This is a genomic window from SAR86 cluster bacterium (assembly GCA_023703675.1).
GTDB lineage: Bacteria > Pseudomonadota > Gammaproteobacteria > Magnimaribacterales > AG-339-G14 > AG-339-G14.
In genome coordinates this window covers 722,676-739,778 of record CP097974.1, presented here as the reverse complement: position 1 = coordinate 739,778, position 17,103 = coordinate 722,676, and the positions used below count along the sequence as shown (strand labels likewise).

At 34.4% G+C, this 17,103-nt stretch carries 20 protein-coding genes; 16 read left to right on the top strand and 4 right to left on the bottom strand.

The window, feature by feature from the left end; all coding sequences use genetic code 11:
• Position 1 precedes the first annotated feature (1 nt).
• The 4 genes from guaA to M9C82_03680 all read left to right on the top strand — a co-directional run bounded on the left by guaA (position 2) and on the right by M9C82_03680 (position 4,736).
• Positions 2-1,555 carry a glutamine-hydrolyzing GMP synthase gene (guaA, locus tag M9C82_03695; protein ID URQ73073.1) on the top strand — a complete coding sequence of 518 codons (1,554 nt, stop codon included), beginning with the start codon at positions 2-4 and terminating at the stop codon, positions 1,553-1,555.
• 67 nt (positions 1,556-1,622) lie between these two features.
• Positions 1,623-2,537 carry an alpha/beta fold hydrolase gene (locus M9C82_03690; GenBank protein ID URQ73072.1) on the top strand — a complete coding sequence of 305 codons (915 nt, stop codon included), beginning with the start codon at positions 1,623-1,625 and terminating at the stop codon, positions 2,535-2,537.
• Positions 2,538-2,619: 82 nt separating this feature from the next.
• A complete protein-coding gene (locus tag M9C82_03685; protein ID URQ73071.1) occupies positions 2,620-3,036 on the top strand; it encodes a hypothetical protein in 417 nt (138 codons plus the stop codon).
• Positions 3,037-3,155: 119 nt separating this feature from the next.
• Positions 3,156-4,736, top strand: coding sequence for a hypothetical protein (locus M9C82_03680; protein ID URQ73070.1), 1,581 nt, complete (start codon positions 3,156-3,158; stop codon positions 4,734-4,736).
• Positions 4,737-4,811: 75 nt separating this feature from the next.
• Here the strand turns inward: M9C82_03680 and M9C82_03675 are convergent, their stop codons facing one another.
• The gene (locus M9C82_03675; GenBank protein ID URQ73069.1) at positions 4,812-4,961 is read right to left on the bottom strand and encodes a hypothetical protein; all 150 of its coding nucleotides are present in this window, start codon (positions 4,959-4,961) and stop codon (positions 4,812-4,814) included.
• A 1-nt stretch (position 4,962) separates the two neighbouring features.
• On the opposite strand from M9C82_03675, the gene M9C82_03670 reads away from it, so the two are divergent.
• Positions 4,963-5,343 carry a CPBP family intramembrane metalloprotease gene (locus M9C82_03670; protein ID URQ73068.1) on the top strand — a complete coding sequence of 127 codons (381 nt, stop codon included), beginning with the start codon at positions 4,963-4,965 and terminating at the stop codon, positions 5,341-5,343.
• On the opposite strand, the gene M9C82_03665 is transcribed toward M9C82_03670, so the two are convergent.
• Together M9C82_03665 and M9C82_03660 are read right to left on the bottom strand one after the other, a co-directional pair.
• Positions 5,330-6,817, bottom strand: coding sequence for a peptide MFS transporter (locus tag M9C82_03665; protein URQ73067.1), 1,488 nt, complete (start codon positions 6,815-6,817; stop codon positions 5,330-5,332). The genes M9C82_03670 and M9C82_03665 overlap by 14 nt on opposite strands.
• A gap of 31 nt (positions 6,818-6,848) precedes the next feature.
• Positions 6,849-7,571 (bottom strand): enoyl-CoA hydratase-related protein, encoded by a 723-nt coding sequence (locus tag M9C82_03660; protein URQ73066.1) that lies wholly within the window; start codon positions 7,569-7,571, stop codon positions 6,849-6,851.
• Between the two features lie 99 nt (positions 7,572-7,670).
• Between M9C82_03660 and M9C82_03655 the strand changes: the two genes are divergently transcribed.
• The 10 genes from M9C82_03655 (at position 7,671) to M9C82_03610 (ending at position 15,376) form a co-directional block, all read left to right on the top strand.
• Positions 7,671-8,663: a GMP reductase gene (locus tag M9C82_03655; protein URQ73065.1), complete on the top strand. Its 993-nt coding sequence runs from the start codon at positions 7,671-7,673 to the stop codon at positions 8,661-8,663.
• A gap of 65 nt (positions 8,664-8,728) precedes the next feature.
• On the top strand, positions 8,729-9,334 hold the full coding sequence (locus tag M9C82_03650; GenBank protein ID URQ73064.1) for an NAD(P)H-dependent oxidoreductase: 606 nt from the start codon (positions 8,729-8,731) through the stop codon (positions 9,332-9,334).
• A 73-nt stretch (positions 9,335-9,407) separates the two neighbouring features.
• On the top strand, positions 9,408-10,562 hold the full coding sequence (locus M9C82_03645; GenBank protein URQ73063.1) for an alpha-hydroxy-acid oxidizing protein: 1,155 nt from the start codon (positions 9,408-9,410) through the stop codon (positions 10,560-10,562).
• A 49-nt stretch (positions 10,563-10,611) separates the two neighbouring features.
• A complete protein-coding gene (yghU, locus tag M9C82_03640) occupies positions 10,612-11,454 on the top strand; it encodes a glutathione-dependent disulfide-bond oxidoreductase (protein URQ73062.1) in 843 nt (280 codons plus the stop codon).
• 2 nt (positions 11,455-11,456) lie between these two features.
• On the top strand, positions 11,457-12,200 hold the full coding sequence (locus tag M9C82_03635; protein URQ73061.1) for a glutathione S-transferase family protein: 744 nt from the start codon (positions 11,457-11,459) through the stop codon (positions 12,198-12,200).
• 8 nt (positions 12,201-12,208) lie between these two features.
• The gene (locus M9C82_03630; GenBank protein URQ73060.1) at positions 12,209-12,604 is read left to right on the top strand and encodes a DoxX family protein; all 396 of its coding nucleotides are present in this window, start codon (positions 12,209-12,211) and stop codon (positions 12,602-12,604) included.
• 1 nt (position 12,605) lies between these two features.
• Positions 12,606-13,268: a hypothetical protein gene (locus M9C82_03625; GenBank protein ID URQ73059.1), complete on the top strand. Its 663-nt coding sequence runs from the start codon at positions 12,606-12,608 to the stop codon at positions 13,266-13,268.
• 9 nt (positions 13,269-13,277) lie between these two features.
• A complete protein-coding gene (locus M9C82_03620) occupies positions 13,278-14,072 on the top strand; it encodes a hypothetical protein (protein ID URQ73058.1) in 795 nt (264 codons plus the stop codon).
• A 28-nt stretch (positions 14,073-14,100) separates the two neighbouring features.
• A complete protein-coding gene (locus M9C82_03615) occupies positions 14,101-14,439 on the top strand; it encodes a DUF962 domain-containing protein (protein ID URQ73057.1) in 339 nt (112 codons plus the stop codon).
• 28 nt (positions 14,440-14,467) lie between these two features.
• On the top strand, positions 14,468-15,376 hold the full coding sequence (locus tag M9C82_03610) for a fatty acid desaturase family protein (protein ID URQ73056.1): 909 nt from the start codon (positions 14,468-14,470) through the stop codon (positions 15,374-15,376).
• Positions 15,377-15,395: 19 nt separating this feature from the next.
• Here the strand turns inward: M9C82_03610 and M9C82_03605 are convergent, their stop codons facing one another.
• Positions 15,396-16,187, bottom strand: a complete 792-nt coding sequence (locus tag M9C82_03605; protein URQ73055.1) for a hypothetical protein — start codon at positions 16,185-16,187, stop codon at positions 15,396-15,398.
• 59 nt (positions 16,188-16,246) lie between these two features.
• Here M9C82_03605 and M9C82_03600 point away from each other — a divergent pair, with 59 nt between their 5' ends.
• Positions 16,247-17,041: a hypothetical protein gene (locus M9C82_03600; protein ID URQ73054.1), complete on the top strand. Its 795-nt coding sequence runs from the start codon at positions 16,247-16,249 to the stop codon at positions 17,039-17,041.
• Positions 17,042-17,103: the final 62 nt, after the last annotated feature.

The following is a 17,103-nucleotide window of genomic DNA, read 5'->3' as shown; positions in this document are numbered from 1 at the left end:
AGTGAAAAACAGTATAGATTCTGAAAAAATTTTAATCTTAGATTTCGGATCTCAATATACTCAATTGATTGCAAGAAGAGTAAGGGAAATAGGTGTTTTTTCAGAAATTGTTTCCCATCAAATTTCATTTAAAGAAATTCTTAAATTTAATCCCAAAGGAATTATTCTCTCGGGAGGACCTGAATCGGTCTACACAAAAAAAACTTTAAAAATAGATAGCAAAATTTTGGAGAGTAATATTCCAATACTTGGCATCTGTTATGGCATGCAATTAATCGCTCAACATTTCAAAGGTAAAGTAAAAACCTCTAATAAGAGTGAATTTGGCGACACTAAAGTGAAACTTAACAAAGGAAAAATATTCAAAAAAATCTCAACAAAAGAGCTTAACGTATGGATGAGCCATGGCGACAAAGTTACAAAACTTCCGCGAGGTTTTAAGAGAGTTGCTTTTAGCAATAATTGTTCAATTGCCGCAATAGAAAATCAAAAACAAAAAATATACGGGTTACAGTTTCACCCGGAAGTGACTCATACTGAAAAAGGTTCAAAAATTTTAGAAGTATTTACTAAGGAAATCTGTTGTTGTTCCGGAAAATGGCGATCAAAAAATATTGTTGAGTTATTAGTACAAGAAATCAAAACAAAGGTCGGAAACAGCAAAGTGCTTTTAGGAATATCGGGTGGCGTTGATTCTTCTGTTACAGCAGCTTTAATGCACAAAGCAATTGGATCTAAGCTTGAGTGTATTTTTGTAGACAATGGTCTTTTAAGAAAAGATGAAGCGAGGCAAGTTAAAAAAGATTTAAAAAAAGCTTTAGGTGTGAAAATAAACTTTGCAGATTCAGAAAAACTTTTTTTGAAAAACTTAAAAGGGAAAACTGATCCCGAAGAAAAGCGAAAAATAATTGGTAAAACTTTTGTTGATGTTTTTTTAAAAGAGGCTAAAAAATTAAAAAAGGTCGAATATTTAGCCCAAGGAACTATTTATCCTGACGTTATAGAATCTTCTGGTATCAAAGGAGGAAAAGCCCATGTGATTAAGTCACATCATAATGTGGGAGGCTTGCCTGAGTATTTAAAATTACCCTTAGTTGAGCCTCTAAACTCTCTATTTAAAGATGAAGTTAGAAACATTGGCTTAGCATTAGGCCTGCCGAAGACTTTGATCGGAAGGCATCCTTTTCCTGGACCAGGGCTTGCTGTCAGAATGTTAGGAGAGATTACTAAGGAAAAATTAGAAGTACTAAGAGAGGCAGATCAAATATTTATTGACGAATTAATTAATGCAAATTTATATAATAAAGTTAGTCAGGCTTTCGCAGTATTTCTTCCTGTAAAAAGTGTTGGCGTTGTAGGCGATGCTAGAAGATATGAGTATGTAATAGCACTCAGAGCGGCCGAAACAATTGACTTTATGACTGCAAAAGCATCAAAAATTTCACACAATTTATTAAACAAAGTATCTGATCGAATTATCAATGAAATCCCGAAAGTTTCTAGGGTGGTTTATGATATTTCTAGTAAACCACCAGCAACAATTGAGTGGGAATAATTTTAAATAATAGACATCTGTTGCTTATATAATGTTTTAAATGTAATTTTTTAAATAACGGACAACTATGATTGAGAAAAATGAAACTTTTGGAGGTACGTGGCCATATAGAGCTAATTTCTGTGAATCTGCCGGCTTTAAACAGCATTATGTTGATGAAGGTCCCAGAGACGGAGAAGTAATAGTTTGTTTGCATGGCGAACCAACTTGGGGATATTTATATCGAAATTTTATACCCCATTTATCTAAACATTACCGAGTGGTTGTTCCCGACCATATGGGTTTTGGTAAAAGCGAAACACCACAAGACAAAATCTACACTTTAAAAACACACGTAGAAAATCTTGTTGCATTGGTTGAATCACTTGAGTTGAAGAATATAACTTTTGTTTGCCAAGACTGGGGTGGACCAATTACCGGTGCCTATGCAATTCGATATCCAGATAAAGTGAAAAGGGTTGCTCTTTTGAATACTCTTTTTGGCTTTGGCGGCCCACCAGCTAATTCTGAGCCTACAGAATGGTTCCAGTGGATTGCTAAGCATCATGAAGCTGGAACTCTTGAGGGTATTTTAGGCGAACTTGGTTCAACAATTTTATCAGTTATGAAAATCATTGGGTTTGAAAACTCTTCTGTTATAAATTCGGATTGGATAAAAGCTTACTCATCACCATTTCCTAATCGTGCTTCTTGTAAAGGGGGGATTGAATTTCCACTTGATATTCATCTGCAAAGAGCATTTGAATACATTATTGAAGGAGTGGAAACAGGAAACATTGATGCTTTAAAGACGAAACCTGCAATGCTTGCCGTGGGTCTTAAAGATCGAGCAATTCGTCCAGAAAATCAGATCGCTGATTTTAGGGGTCTGTTTCCAATAGCTCCTATTAATACTTTTGAACAAGCTGGTCATTTTTGTCAGGAAGATATTCCAGAAATTTTAGTGCCTCTAATTCATCAATTCATACAAGCCAATCCTTAATATATGTTCCGTTTTATGGAACGGGTGAAAAAAAGGTTAAAATGTTTGTAATTATATTTATTAATAATTTAGGAGAGTAAATATGAAAAAATATATTTTTGCATCTATTTTAATGTTTTCAATTTCTTCATTTGCATTTGAAGTTACAGGAGAAAGCTTTACAGCCAAATGGTCAATTGATTCAGTAACCGTAGGAAAATTGGAGAGTACCATTAATATGTCTAGCGCAGATACAGGTCAATATGGAAAAGTCTACCTCTCTTATACTTTGACATCGAATCCTAACATACCTAATTCGGGAACATGGATTGGCTATGGCAGAGGTATAAGTCCAGATGGCGTTCTCTCTAGAGGAGATTTAATGGGTGTATGGACGATGGACGGAACAAAGATAAATGTGAAGTCAGTTGATAGCGTTACTGATGGTATAAATTTCTTGAGCGGGACTATTGATCTTATAGCAGGAGAAATGGAAGCAGAAGTATTTAAAGTTGAGTAAATTTCAACAAATTATAAAGTTGCATATGCCTCTTTTGTAATAAAAATCTAAAAATTTTGCAGTAGAACTTATTCGAAAACTTTTGTTATTATTTAGAAATAGAAAGTTAATAATTGAAAATGTTTAAACGTTTATTAAAAATACTATTTGTCTCTTTTTTAATAAGCTGTGGATCTTCAGAAGAATATGGATTAGAACTATTTGTTTCAGGCGCTCAAATTGCTGGTGTTAATGGAATGCATTTTGGGCCTGATGGTTATTTATATGCTGCTTCAGTCATAGGATCTGACATATCAGTCATCGACACAGAAAGTAAGGTTATTCTTAAAAGATTCGGTTTATCAGATGGAGTTATTGGACCTGATGATGTTGCTTTCAATTCAAAAGGGGAATTTTATTGGACATCTATTCTTACAGGAGAAGTTTCAGGATTTGATGTCAATGGAAATAAGGTGTTTTCAGGTAATCCTGGACCAGGAGTTAACCCAATTACATTTTCTGATGACGACAGATTATTCGTTGCGCAATGTTTCTTTGATAATGGGCTTTTTGAGATGGATCCTTCTGGAGACGAAGCGCCGAGAGTTATTTTTGAAGAGATAGACGAATTCTGTGGCCTAAACGGTATGGATTGGGGACCAGATGGAAGGCTTTATGGACCAAGGTGGTTCAATAACGAAGTAGTAAGTGTTGACGTTGATACAGGAGATATACGAAAAGAAGTAGAAGGACTGAATGTTCCTGCGGCTGTAAACTTCAATTCTAAAGGCGAGCTTTTTGTTTTAGATACTGGTGCCGGCAAAGTGGTTAAAGTAGTTGATGGATTAAAGTCTGATTTTGCCTATATAGAATTAGGATTAGATAATTTGGCCATAAATAATCAAGACGAAATTTATGTTTCAAGTTACTCAGAGGGAAGTGTGTTGAAAGTCTCTCCAGAAGCAAATGAAGAAATTTTACCCGGAGGAATTTCGCATGCAGGAGGATTGACAATCTTAGGTAACAACATAGTTGTAGCAGACATACAATCTGTAAAGGCGTATAGCTTAGATGATGGATCTGAGTCTTGGAACTATAAGAACGTATTTCGAATTTCTCCTCACGGAGCAAATACATCTGTGTCTAATTTTAATGAAAATATAATTCTATCGAGCTGGTTGGATAATCACGTAAAAATAATGAATCCTAATACAGGTGAAATATTAAAAAGCCTGGAAGGCCTCAACATACCTGTGTCGGCAACAAAATATGGAGAATTAGTTGCAGTTGCTCTTCAAGGAAATGGATCAATAACTCTTTATGATTTTTCTACAGGAAAAGGGGAGATATTGGCTGACGGGTTCTCTGCTCCAACGCATGTAATAAATTATAAGGAAGATCTTTTGGTTTCAGATAGATCAAAAGGAGAAATAGTTAAGATTTCAAAAAATGGAAACAAAGAAATTTTGGTTAAAGGTTTAAATTCTCCTGAAGGTATCGCTATCAAAGATGATGCAATTTATATTTTTGAAGGTAATACTGGAGAAATAAAAAAATATCAAGATGGAAAAACCTCGGTAATTACTAAAGTAATGTCAGGAAGCCCAGCTCAATCAGAATTCCAACCCCCTTCAATGGTATTTAACGGCCTAGCCATTAAAGACGACTATTTGTATATTTCAGGTGAACTGGAACGATCACTTTTTCGCATCTCTCTATAAAGAATAATACGTGATTAAAGAAGGGCGGCTTCAAAGAGGGAGCTTGAATTCAGAAATATACATTTCAAAATTTCGTCAGGTACTTTTAAGACATGGTTTGACCATGTCTTTAATTGCTGTTATCTGCATATGCGTTCCTTTCATCCCTTCAGTTTTATTTTCTTCATTATCTAATTTGTTTATTGCGCCCAATAAATATTTTTTTTGGAGTTTTTGCGTGGGCATAATGATTCTTATTTTTTTAAAAAGTACAAATAGGGATTTAAATCTTCGACAAATATTTTGGATAATTTATTTATTTATTATTTCTTTAGTTGAAGAAATTGCCTTTAGATTGTCGATACCATTAATAGCGACAGAAGTTTTCGGAACCGAATTGTTTTGGTTTTATGTTTTTTTGAGCAACATATTTTTCGCAAGTATTCATTACTTTACTTTGCGTTGGAAGATTAGAGCTTGTATTTTGGCTTTTCTTGGTGGAATGGCTTTTAGCAGAGTATTGGAATCAACAGAAGATTTAGCTCTACTAATAATCTTGCATTGGGCAATCACTTTTTTAAATACACCAACCGCTCCAAAAATAGAAAACTTGGCTATGAAGAACTGATCTTACCTTTTACAAAAAAAGATAAACCCACCAAAACTGCTGCCAAAATCAGATAGTAATAAATAAGTTCAGTAAAAATTGGTGTCATACTGCTCAAACCAGATTCTGTGGCTTCTCCACCAAATAATCCGGCTAATACTCCACCTAAGGAGGAAGCTAAAAACCATAGCCCCATCATTTGGCCAAGATATCTTTTTGGTGAATATCTAGAAAAAGCCGATAGTCCTACAGGCGATAATGTCAATTCTCCAAAAGTATGCAACAAATAAGTTAAAAGCAACCATTGAACTCCGACAGGGGCTGAAACCATGGCGTACTCTACTGCATAAAGCATCACAATAAAGCCTAAACCCATAAAAATTAAACCAATAGCAAATTTGATTGGAGTGTTTGGATTAAGGTTTTTTTTGCCAAGGATAATCCAAAGATAAGCAAAAAAAGGAGCAAACATAACCACAAAAAGTGGATTTAGAAATTGGGTCCAACTTACTGGTGCTTGAAATGCTCCGAAGTTAAGATTCACATAATCTCTAGTGAAAATAGACAAAGAACCAGCGGATTGATCAAATCCTGACCAAAAAGCTGCGGCACCAACAAACAATAATAGAAGCATCAAAACGTTTTTCTTCTCAAAACTTGTTAAACCTGCAAAGAAAAATAAGTAACCAAAGTAAATAAAAGAAACAGTCACTAGAAAATCTCTAAAACGTTCAGCAAAAAAAACTGGATCTATACTCCATAATCCAAGCATTCCGGTTATAACTACAGCAGAGAAAAAAATTATTGAAATAATAGACCAAAATTTAAAAGTGTTTCTTTTACTCTCAGACATTTCATTGGGATACAAACCTGCGTCACCTAAATTTTTCTTGAAATAAATAAATTGCATTACTCCAAATAACATACCAACACCTGCTGCTCCAAAACCCCAATGCCAACCAATACGCTCTCCCAAATAACCACAAATAGCAAAACCTAGCATACTTCCAATATTTATGGACATGTAAAATACTGTGAAACCAGAATCTCTTCGCTCGTCTAGATCAGAGTATAGTTGACCAACGATCGATGAAATATTTGGTTTCAATAACCCGGTACCGATGGCTACAAAAGCCAAGCCTAAGATAAAAGTTTGTTCCAAAGGAATAGCTAAAGTGAAGTGTCCGAGCATTATAATCAATGCTCCATAAAGGACAGCTTTTTGATAGCCTAGTAGGTTATCCGCAAGCCAACCGCCAGGTAACGCTAAGAAATAAACCATTCCCGCATAAATCCCGTAAATTGCATTGGCTTCTAAATTCGACCATCCTAATCCTGGATTCCCAATTACGCCAATAGTCATGTAAAGAACTAACAATCCGCGCATTCCATAATAAGACATGCGCTCCCAAAGTTCTGTAAAGAATAAAGTTCTTAAACCTATTGGATGACCAAAAAAACTATTTTTTGAAAGCTCGAATTCTTTTTCGTACATTAAATTGAATGAGAATTATTAAGTTTTAAATTCATACGTCAAATTCTTTGGAATTTTTAAGCATATGGGCTGGGCCATGATTTAAATTGATTGCGGCATTCTCTCCATAAAGCATTTCTTTATGAGCTCCAAAATTTTTTCGGTCAGCTGCTAAAGGAGCTAATTCTACTGCTTTTCGCAAAGCCATTTCTTGTAATTCATCAATACTTCCCACTGCTTGAACAATTCCAGCATTTAGTGCGTCAGGACCAGTCCATCGTTTGGATAACTGCACTGTTTCGAAAAAAGAATTAGCTGGAATTTTATGTCGGAATAAAGCTAATTCTGGTCTAGGTATTTTCATTCCTAATTGAATCTCATTGGCACAAATAAAACCTCTATCTTCTCTCATTACTCTTACATCATGCGATAAACTAAGCATGAAACCAGCTCCAAAAGCGTGACCATTGATTGCACATATAGTTGGAACTGGCAGAGTAATCATTCTGCCCATGAGATACATGAATTCTTCACTGAAAACTTCTCTGTCTCCGCTTTGAGGATATTTCTCTGGATTTTTAACCCAATCTAGATCCAACCCGTTTGAAAAAAACTTTTCATCCGTAGAAGAGGTAACTAATGCTCCAGGACCATCATCCAATTCAACTTCATCCAAAGCATCTGAAAATTCTCTTACAAATGAGGTATTCCAGCGATTTTCGCCAGCATTCATTTTCAAAAGGTAAACATGATTTTTCTTTTCTAAAGTAATCACAACAAATACAAGACTTCTTAGGTATTTATACTATACACAAAAAAATATTTTAATGGACTTGTGAATGATTTAAGATTACATCTGATCCAGAGGCTTTAATTGTTATTAAATGAAGACATAAAACTTGATTATTCAGATGTGCTCATAAGACCAAAAAGGTCAACTATGAGCTCTCGGGGAGAAGTCAATCTAGAGAGAACACATCAGTTTTTATGGAGTAAAAAGAAGTGGACAGGAATACCTATTATGTCTGCAAATATGGATACAGTTGGAACCCCTGCAATGCATAAAGTCCTATCTAGATATAATCTAATCACTTGTCCCGCCAAACAATATCTTAAAAAAGAAACAGAGAAGTTTAAAAAGGGAAAAAGTAATATCTGTTGGTTTGGAGGCATTGAAGATATTTCTAGCCTCTCTAAAACCTCAACTGGTTTTATAGGCTTGGACGTTGCAAATGGCTACACCATACGATTCGTAGATGCAGTAAAAAAATTAAGAGAAAAATGTCCAAAAGCAACTATAGCTGCAGGTAATGTTGTTACTGCAGATATGACTCAAGAATTAATACTTGCAGGAGCAGATATAGTAAAAGTAGGTATTGGTCCAGGATCTGTATGTACCACGAGAATAAAAACTGGAATTGGCTATCCTCAGCTAAGCGCAGTAATAGAATGCGCCGATGCTGCTCATGGCCTCGGAGCACACATCATTGCTGATGGAGGTTGTGTAAATTCTGGTGACATTGTCAAAGCATTTGCTGGCGGCGCTGATTTTGTGATGATAGGCGGAATGCTTGCTGGACATGATGAATGTGAAGGTGAAGTAGAAAATGGATTAATGAAATTTTATGGAATGGCCTCTGAATCTGCAATGGATAAACATCACAATCATAATGAATACCGTGGGGTAGAAGGCAAAACAGTTGAAGTTCAATATCGAGGCAAAGCGGACAATACAATCAAAGATATCTTAAGTGGAATCAGATCTGCATGTACTTATGTAGGTGCAAATCGTCTCAAAACACTTTCTAAATGCACAACCTTTGTTCGAGTTAACAATACACATAACACCATTTATGGAAACGAATAAAAATTGCTCAAAAATTCGTTAGAAAGATAAAATCTTTTTTAAAATTAAATGAAATATAAAAATTTATGAAAATTTGCTTAATTTTTGGTCATTTTAATACCTCTAACTCATTTAATGCTGCCGTAAGAGATACTTTTATTGAAGAAGCAAAAAAAAATGGACATGAAATAGACTTAATCAATTTATATGATGAGAAAGAGCAATTGCCTTTTTATCGAAGCGATATAAATCCTCCACCAAAATTAGTAATAGATTACAGGGAAAGGTTAGAAAAATCAGATGCAATGTTTTTGATGGGAGCCTGTCATAATTTGAGAATGAACGTAATCATTGAGAATTGGATAGACTGGGTTTTGCATCCAACGTGGTTTTTTTCGTACAAATCAATTCTACCGGATAACAAATTCTTTAAAAACTATGGTTATCCAGTCCCAGGTGCTATGAAAAATAAAATAGGAATTGTTTCGATAACCTATGGAGGACCAATGGTGAGCTATTTTAATTTTTCTTTTTTTAAAAACATCCCATTTAGGAGATTAAAGAAGACAGTTTTTCAACTTGGAGGCCTAAAAACTAAGTATCTAAGATTTTTTTCAGTTCTTCCAAATATGAGCAATCAAGAATTCGATAATCATATGAACAAGGTAAAGGAGTTTGCGAGAAATCTTTAAATCTCATCCTTCTAAGTTAAATATGCTTAAAAGATTGAATTTTTTTGCCTAAATAAGATTTTCTAAAATTAATATGCCTAGATCACTTAAAAACTGTAACAACTTCAAAGATTTAAAAGACTTGGCAAGAAGAAGACTGCCAGGTCCAATTTATCACTACATTGATGGAGCTGCAGAAGATGAGACAACCTATAAAAGAAATACAGAAGCATTTCAGGATGTTGATTTAGTTCCGAATGTGCTTGCCGGCGTAGAAAATATTGACATGTCAGTGAAAGTAATGGGTTATGAGTTAGGAATACCAATTTTTTGTTCTCCGACCGCTCTACAAAGGCTCTTCCATTATCAAGGCGAAAGAGCGGTGGCCAAAGCTGCTGAGAAGTTCAATACCTTGTTTGGCGTTTCATCTTTAGGAACGGTAAAACTTAAAGATATAGATGAACTGATCAATACTCCTAAAATGTTTCAGTTCTATTTTCATAAGGACAGAGGTTTAAATGATTCAATGATTACCCTGGCTCAGGAAGCTAACTTTGAAATTTTAACCTTAACAGTTGATACCATCACTGGGGGTAATCGAGAAAGAGACTTGCGAACAGGTTTTACTACGCCTCCAAAATTAACACCGAAAAGCATTTTTCAGTTCGGCATGAAACCTGCTTGGGCTTTAAATTATTTATTCAGAGAAAAATTTGAACTTTCTCAATTATCAAGTCACGTAAAGGAAGGAACAAATATTTCTATATCTGTTGGAGATTATTTTACGACTATGCTTGATCAGAGTATGACTTGGGACGAAGTTATCAAGCTCAAAGAAAACTGGGGAAGAAAATTTTGTCTCAAAGGCATAATGAGTCCAAAGGATGCGAGAAGAGCAGTAGAAATGAAGGCTGATGCAATTATGGTCTCAAATCATGGGGGAAGACAACTTGATGGGGGAAGAAGTTCTTTCGATCAACTTGATGAAATTCTGCAAGAAGTGGGTGGAGAAATTGAGGTGATTCTCGATGGAGGTATACAAAGAGGGACACATGTATTAAAAGCGTTGGCAATGGGCGCAACAGCTTGCTCAGGGGGAAGAATGTATTTATTTGGGCTAGCTGCTGCAGGACAAGAAGGAGTTGAAAAAGCCCTTGGAAATATGAAAAGTGAAATCGAAAGAGATATGAAATTAATGGGAGTAAAAAAAATAAGTGATTTAAATCCTTCTATGATCAGATTTCGCTAGCAATGAATAATAAAAAAAGATAATTTATATTTTTTAATCGGGAGAAAAAATGTCAGATTCACAATACATTCCACCAAAAGTCTGGAAGTGGGACAGCAAAAATGGCGGTAAATTTGCAAACATAAATAGACCAATTTCTGGATCAACACACGAGAAAGAATTACCTGTTGGCAAACATCCAATTCAATTGTACTCTTTAGGTACACCAAATGGGATAAAGGTAACCGTCATGTTAGAAGAACTTCTAGCTTTGGGTCACGAAGGAGCTGAATATGACGCTTTCTTGATTAATATTGGTAAAGGCGACCAATTTGGAAGTGGCTTTGTAGAGATTAACCCAAACTCAAAAATTCCTGCATTACTTGATCGAAGTACTAATCCACATACTAGAGTTTTCGAATCTGGTGCAATGTTGGTTTATTTGGCAGAAAAATTTGGAGAACTTTTACCAACCGATCCATCGAAAAAAGCTGAATGCATGTCTTGGTTATTTTGGCAGATGGGGAGTGCCCCATACCTTGGAGGTGGTTTTGGGCATTTTTATGCATACGCTCCAGAAAAATTTCAATATCCCATCGATAGATTTGCTATGGAAGTTAAAAGACAATTAGACGTGTTAGATAAAAATTTAGCGGAGAGGAAATTTATTTGTGGAGACGACTACACTATTGCTGATATTGCTATTTCACCTTGGTATGGCACTCTAGTACTTAGGAACATTTATGATGCTGCAGAGTTTTTAGATGTTGCTTCTTATGAAAATGTTGTGCGCTGGGCATCTGAAGTTTCAGATCGTGTAGCTTACAAAAGGGGTGCTAGAGTCAATAGATCTCCAGATCAATTAAAAGATAATGCAATACTTGAACGTCACGATGCCAGTGATTTAGATTAATTATGAGTAGCCTTTTAAAAATTTATGGCGTCCCTATGTCTCAAGCTTGTAGGTCCCTAATATGGTTAGTTTTGAATAAAAAAATGTCTTTTGAATTAGTTTTAACAATGCCAGGATCCAAAAAAGAAAATGGAACTCGTCATCCAACTTATTTAGAAAAGTTTCCAAACGCAACAATTCCTGCATTGGAAGATCCAAACACAGGTTTTTTGCTTTCTGAATCTCACGCAATTATGTGTTACCTATGTAATAAATTTGAATGGTTCGACTTTTATCCGAAAGATAACGAAAAACGTGCAAAAGTTGATGATTTTCTTCATTATCATCATCGAAAAGTTAAGGAGGCTTCTTTAGCTTATTTTGCTCCAAAGGTAAGAACCGATTTAAATCTTCCTGAAATTTTAATTGGAAATGCTAAAAGGTCTTTTAAAGACTCATTAAATGCTTTAGATACCAACTGGTTAGAAAAGAACAGGTTTATCACTGGAGATCAAGTGACATTAGCAGATTTAGCAGCCTATGTTGAAATTGGTCAATTGCGAGATTGTTATACGAATCTTTATGATTTTAGTCCTCTGAAGAACGTTGAGCGTTGGATTGAAGATATGACAAATGTAGAAGGCCATGACGATGCTCATCTAGTCTTAAAAGAGCTAGGCGATATCAGCGAGAATCCTCCATCCATGGAAAATATTGCAAAAGCGAACATTACAGGTTTTAAAAGAATATTGGAATTGACTTCCTAACTGAATCAATGGATTTACCTAAAGGTATCTGGCGAAAATTCGCCTTATTAATTTTTTCTTTTATTTTTATTTATGTTGGATTTGATCATTTCATTAACCCCGAGTTTTATCTAAATATAATGCCTCCAAGATTCCCTTTTCACTTAGAAGCGGTATTGATAAGCGGATTTTTTGAGATTCTCGGCGGAGTTGGGATTTTAATTTCAAGAATAAGAAAATTTGCTGCATGGGGGTTAGCAGCGTTGATTGTTGCGGTTTATCCAGCAAATATTTACATGGCTCTTTCCCCAGAAAGTTTTCCTGATTACCCTTTATATCTGCTATATTTTCGTTTGGTCTTACAGTTTGGGATATTTTATTGGGCTTATCTGATCACTACACCTAAATTTAACCCTTCCAGATAAAATGAAAAACATAGAGATAGAAAATTCCAAACAAAAAATAGGTTTTTTTGGGCCTATGAAGCCTTTTAACTCTGCTAAAACTTTTTTTGAGAAGACATCAAATGGTGGATTGAAAGCAACAATTCATCATTCACCGATGAAAGGCGTTTCTGTGAAACATCTTAGATGGTGGTTTGAACACATTGATGAAAATACAACTTACAACGGTTTAGATTTCAATGGCCAAGAAGTTCCAAGGTATCATCTTTGGCACCCTCACGACCATATTAAAGTTTATTGGAAAAAGAAGTTATTAGATGACGATGGAAGAGTTTTGCCGGGTTCAAAAATGCACATAAAAGAAACTTTTGGGGGCCATTTAATAAATGAGAGCGTGCTCATTACAAGGTTCGATAATGAAGAATACAATTTTCAATTGGGCATGTTTGGTTTTAAGGGGGGGGAGTTAATACATGCCTACAAAGATAGCCCTGAGGGCGTTTTGTTTTTTACTGAGTTGACCATAGGAAACAACATACCAGTCATAGGCAGATTATTTACTTGGTTGATTACAAAGTTTTTAGTTTCAGAAGAGATGCTAAAAGCTTGGATGCAACACAATATTGAGGAGTCAGGAGAAAGCGAAAAGTTTATACCTATTCTTTACGACTACCACAATAACTAATAAAAAGTTTTGAAGAGGCTAATTTTAAGTCGTAAAGGCTTTGATTCAAGCGCTGGCGGAGGTCCTTCTCCAATTTTAGACGATGGGAGGATATTTTCTTTACCAATCCCACAAAAAGAAAAATCTCCACACAGATACTCAGATTTAAAATTTGATGAATTCAATGGAGAAGATTTCATAAAAAAAATTAAATGTTCAGTTTTGCCTGAGACTTTTTGTCATTTTGATCCAAGACTTGATCAAGAAATAGGTGTTTTTGGTCAAGCGAATGCTGCGCAAACTGAGCTGAAAAATAGGGATATCCAAATTGGAGATTTATTTTTATTTTTTGGTTGGTTTAAAGATTATTCAAGATATGGAAAGGACCTTCATCACATATTTGGATGGTTGCAAATAAATAAAATCATTGAAGGTGAAAAAAAAATAAAAAAATTTCTTTTAGAAAATAATTTACTGCATCCACATGGTTACAAAGACGTCAGTAGGTATAAAAATAATACTTTGTATATAGGTGCAAAAAAACTGTCTTTTGATGAAAAAATTTTTAATTGTAATGGATCTGGCTTGTTCAAAAAAACTCATACAGATTTAATTTTAACTGAACCACAGATGACAAGGTCAAATTGGAAGCTTCCAATCGACTTTTTAAGTAGCAAGAACATTTTCCTTAATCGGTTGAAATGGCATGACAAAAAAAATTTAAAGGTTTCTTACAAAGGGTTTGGTCAGGAATTTATCTTAGACGTAGAAAAAAATCCTAAAATAGCTAAATGGGCGATCAATCTAATCTTGAACCATGGATGATGAACTAAAAAAATTGATATAATCAAGTGTGGAAAATAATAAAAGATATCAAAACTACAAAGATTTCTTTCCTTTTTATTTGAGAGAACATAGTAGAAAAAGTACTCGCATGCTCCATTACTTTGGAACAATAGGCTATCAGGCACTTTTTTTGACACTAATCTTCTCACAAAATTTTTTATTGCTCCCTTTGATTCTTCTTGCAGGATACGGTCCAGCTTGGATTGGACATTTTTTTTATGAAAAAAATAAACCTGCAACTTTCTCTTATCCTCTTTGGTCTTTAAGAGGTGATCATCATATGGTTTATCTACTTTTAACGGGTAATTTAAAGAGAGAATTAACAAAAGCTGGAGTAAAAGTTTAAAAATCTTTAAAACAAATTAAAATATCTAATGTTCTCAGAAAATCTATTAAATCCCGCTGAATTGAATGAGTTGAAGCAAAAAAAAGATTTAATTAATGTTTTCACTCTTTTTTCTATGTGGAGTCAGGTGATTCTTGCATTTATTTTATATATTTTATTCCCAAATCTAATTACCTTTTTTATTTCAGCAATTATCATAGCTGCCAAACAGTTTCAGATGGTCGTATTTATGCACGATGGTGCTCACGGCTTGATTTTTAAAAATAGAAAATTAAATGACTTAGCGTCACAATGGTTATGCGCTTACCCAGTAATGACTGATACGATCCCTTATAGAAAAGTACACTCACAACATCATAAATTTACAGATACGGAAAAGGACCCAGATTTAAGCCTAACGGCTGCTTTTCCAACTTCTTGGAAAAGTTTGGCAAGAAAATTCATTCGGGATTTGACTGGAGTCGCTGGCTTTAGAAGATATTCTGCTGCTTTATTGTCAGCATGGGGCAATGAAGACTCTATTTTTAAAAGCTTCTCGAGATTTGTATCTAAACTAAAAGGCTTCTTTTTAACTAACTTAGCAATTTTTGGGATCTTATTTATTTTTGGATATGGCTGGCTCTATTTGTTTTTGTGGTGGGTTCCGATGTTAACTTTTTTTAGTTTGTTTTACAGGATAAGAAGTATTACTGAGCATTCTGGTCTTAAAGGAAGTGATGACTTCACTTTTACAAGAACTACCTTAGTACCATGGTACTTGAGATATTTTTTAGCCCCTTTAAACGTCAATTATCATATTGAACATCATTTATTTACTTTCTGTCCTTGGTACAACTTGCCTAAAGCCCATAGATTCCTTGCGAGAAAGGGTTTTATAAGAGAAATGGAAATTTCCAAAGGTTATTTACCAGTTTTAAGGAAAATTCTAACTAACTAACTAACTTCCTCCAAAAAAACTATTTGTAAAATTTTTCAGTAACTTCCCAAGCAAGTTTTTGTAAGTTTTTTGCAATCTCTGGTTCAAGACCAAAATGGTAAGGATTATTTTCGGGAGATTTTTTATACAGTGCTGAAAAAATAACACATGCTCCCAAATATGTCCCAGCCTTACTGGGGTGTCTATTATCAGAGGTGTAAAGATTTATTTTTGAAAACTTTTCATTTGCTTTTGCAAAAGCGAGCCCGACAGGTATAACAAGTATTTGATTTTCATTAGCGGCTTTTATGTATTCATTAGAGAGTGCTTCAATCATTTTTGGTTCATCTTTGTAAGGCCAAGTCATCATAAGAACAGGCTCAATTCCAACTTCTTTCAAATCATTAGAATGCTTTTTAATCATTCTATGAAAATCATTTTTTTTGTTAATTGGGCACCTACTACAATCATGCATTATCAAAACGTCGAAAGGTTCCACAGAAAGATTAATTAAATTATTTTCGTTGTCAAAAGTAAAAGAACCTATATTGGGGTTACTTACGTAAGATTTTATTTCATGCCAAGATAAGGATGCTCCGCTGATTGTAATTTTTCTAATTTTAAAATTTTTTTCTAATTCTAAATCTTTTTTAACAAGAGCTTCTAAAGGGTTGTGCATACCATTATTAAAATAAATAAAACTATTACCAACCATGAGAATATTTTTTGGTTTGAATGAATCAATGCCTTTAATTTCTGGTTGGAGACAAAATAAATTACCAGAGAATATAATGAGGAATAAAATACTTTTTTTAAAATATATTAAATTCATAAAAGTTTTGATTTGTTCATTTTGACTAACTACTTAATAAAATATGAGATAATTTTACAATGAATTCAGTAAAAGCAGATTTTTTCTATAGAAAGCCCTTGAAAAAAGGGGAGTCAAAACCAATTTTTGGGCTAGCAGAACCTGATCCACAAAGACCTGATCATAAAAGCTTTGAAAGAGAAGTAATTAACGCAAGATCAAAAGCAACCTCTTTCAAGAGAGAAGGATTTAAATTACTCAATCATAAATCTTCCGTAGAAGATTTCTATGACGACCAATCTGTTGCTTCAGCTTATTACCTAGAAATGCAAGAATTGGCAAAAAAAGAAACCAATGCGGATGAAGTTTATATAGTGTCTCACATCACAAGAAACGAATTAGAGGCGCAGAATGGAAAAAGGCTTGGCGCGCATAGGCTGGTTCACAACGACTTCACGCCAAATTTTAGCCAAACTGTGAAACCTATAATTGAGAATGTAACTTTCAAACCGTCAAAAATTTCTGTATTTAATCTTTGGAGAAGATTTGATAAAGATGGACTCGATGCTCCTTTTGCTGTTTGTGATTCATCTACTGTATCTGAACAGGAGCTAATACCTACGGATCTTTACAATTATTTAGATGGCGAAGAAGGATTTACAGTTGAGATTTACCAATCAAGTTTTAACGATCAGCATCAATGGTATTACTATCCTGAGATGAAGAAAGACGAAGTATTAATGTTTAAAACTTTTGATTCTCTTGAGAAACCTTTCTTGCCTACTTTACATAGTGCATTTGATGAGTCTTCATTGAGAAAAAATGTTTCTCCTCGTGAAAGCATAGAAGTTAGAGCTATATGTCTATTTAAATAGCTAAATATTTTATTCTGTTTTAAGGGAGGTTGAGAAATTTCTAAAAATAAACTAATCCGATG